This window comes from Bacteroides sp. 4_1_36 (genome assembly GCF_003466325.1).
Classification (GTDB): domain Bacteria; phylum Bacteroidota; class Bacteroidia; order Bacteroidales; family Bacteroidaceae; genus Bacteroides; species Bacteroides uniformis.
Genome location: NZ_QSOX01000056.1, coordinates 1 through 2,343, shown reverse-complemented (window position 1 = coordinate 2,343; position 2,343 = coordinate 1). Strand labels below are relative to the sequence as shown.

Here is a 2,343-nt window from a genome sequence, read left to right as displayed (position 1 = left end):
TGAGAGGACGTTTAGACGCAAGAAGGACGCTGAAGAGCTTAGTTGCGGATTTGAGGATTTTGTTTTTGCAGGTGAAGATTGTGGTTGGTCAAAAATCCAAAAAATAAACGACTTAAACCAATCAAAAAAAGCAAACATTAGAATTTTAAACGAAGCTGACTTAAATTATCTTATCAAAAAATACGGCATATAACATCGCATTGGCAAAATGGCGGGTTAAGTGCCAAACTCAACTTTTGTGCATTTTATTCCGCCGAATGTGTTCCACATTCAGCTTTTTTTAATAATTTAGCTTCTGTGGAAACACATCGGCTACGTCACTGCTAAATTGAACTTTTTGTCCAATTTATCCGCCACTTCGCCAATGCGTTTCCCGTTAGTGGCAACAAAAACAAACGATAATTAGACAATAAATGAAAAATATTTTATTTGTAGTTTTTATTTCAATGATATTTTTATTTGTTTGCTGTAACACAACAACGAATAAAAACATAATTGAAACAGAAATTTCTGATTTTGACAAAATTTTAGATAGTTTTCAAGTAAATGGTTCAATTCTAATTTATGATAACGACAAGAATACTTTTTACTCAAATGACTTTGATTGGGCTAAAAACGGAAAATTACCTGCATCAACATTCAAAATTCCAAATTCTATAATTGCTGTTGAATTAGGCATTATTGAAAATGATACAACTATTTTAAAATGGAATGGCGAGCAGAGAAAAATGGATATTTGGGAAAAAGATTTATCATTTAAAGATGCTTTTAGAATTTCCTGTGTTCCTTGCTATCAGGAAATTGCAAGGAAAATCGGAACAATTAAAATGAAAGAATATTTAGAAAAATTTGAGTATAAAAATATGATTTTTGACAGTTTAACGATTGACAATTTTTGGCTTGAAGGAAATTCAAAAATATCTCAAAAACAACAAATCGACTTTTTAAGGAAATTCTATTTTTCAAAATTTCCAATTTCTGATAGGACAATAAAGATTGTCAAAAATATTATGGAAATTGAGCGAACTGAAAATTACATTTTAAGCGGTAAGACTGGATTAAGTTCGATAGAAGAAAAATATAATGGTTGGTTTGTTGGTTATGTTGAAACAAAATCTAATGTTTATTTTTTTGCAACAAATGTAATTCCGACAGACGGATTGAATGTTGATGATTTTATTTCATCGAGAATTAATGTAACAAAAAATGCGTTAAAGCAAATGAATATAATGAAATGATAAATGCCACTAACATATGGTAGCCGATAATTGCCGGCTTTCGTGCCAACTTGATACTTTGGTGCTTTTAACGAACCGAAGTGCTAAATTGATACGAAAGTGCTGTAAATCCGGCAACTACGGCTACCATTTTTCGTTATGCGGCAGCTTAAAAGACGACACCAAACCAGAAAAATCATCTTGACAACCACCCGACTTTGAACTACGAAGGATGAAATTTTTCAGGGACAACTTCCAGCATTTCCAAAAAACAGTTTACCCATTGACTTGGAGACAAACAAACAATTTGAGCATTAAGGTTTAAACCGAATTTTTCCGAAATTGACCTGACCTGACTTTTCCTGAAAATCGACTTTAAAGCTGTTTTTACAGATAAATCAGGTTTCTCTAACAGACAGGAAATAAATGCTAAGTATTTGGCTTTAAACTTAAAATCAAAAAATAACTGTTTTCTTTTAATGTTTAACAGGGCTGATTTGACAGTTGGCGGTGGAAAGAAACTTTCAGGACCTACCTCATAGACAAGTTTCAAATCAAAAAAAGTATGATAGAAAACGGTATATGGATTGTAAAGCTTCCTCGAAAATAACTTTTGTGTAGGTTCTAACTGAAGGACAATGGAACCTCCCAGAAAATTTCCAAGACTCTCAAACATCAGGATTTTGAAAATATCGGAAGTAATGCCATAAGGAATATTTGACACCACTTTGAAAGGAAATTTCGGAACTGCAAAATTCCTAAAATCACAACCGACAACTTGAACATTTCGGGCATCAGAAAATAATTTTCGTAAATGTTCAACCAAAGCTGTGTCGTTTTCAATAGCAACAACATTGTTGGCGATTTTTAATAAATGAACAGTAAGAAACCCCTTGCCTGCCCCAATATCTAAAACCGTATCCTGATTACTTATATTTGCTTGTCTTATTGCATCTTTTATTAGCACTTTATCAATAGTAAAGTGCTGACCCGTAAAACGAACGGGCAATTTCTTTTTTGTCATTAGTAACTTCTTACAGGTGAATACTTGAATTCAAATCGTGGAGAACCTTAATTCCGCAACACTATTATAAAATATTTTTTTTAAGTACCTGAGCAACAAAAA

The 2,343-nt window shown here is 32.4% G+C and carries 2 protein-coding genes and 1 pseudogene; 2 read left to right on the top strand and 1 reads right to left on the bottom strand.

Annotated elements, in window-relative coordinates; genetic code table 11:
- A pseudogene (locus DXD65_RS21445) lies at positions 1-193 on the top strand (hypothetical protein); the annotation flags it as partial.
- A gap of 220 nt (positions 194-413) precedes the next feature.
- The gene (locus DXD65_RS20810; protein WP_004295324.1) at positions 414-1,238 is read left to right on the top strand and encodes a class D beta-lactamase OXA-347; all 825 of its coding nucleotides are present in this window, start codon (positions 414-416) and stop codon (positions 1,236-1,238) included.
- A gap of 202 nt (positions 1,239-1,440) precedes the next feature.
- Here the strand turns inward: DXD65_RS20810 and erm(F) are convergent, their stop codons facing one another.
- Positions 1,441-2,241: a 23S rRNA (adenine(2058)-N(6))-methyltransferase Erm(F) gene (gene erm(F) / locus DXD65_RS20805; protein ID WP_004295323.1), complete on the bottom strand. Its 801-nt coding sequence runs from the start codon at positions 2,239-2,241 to the stop codon at positions 1,441-1,443.
- Positions 2,242-2,343: the final 102 nt, after the last annotated feature.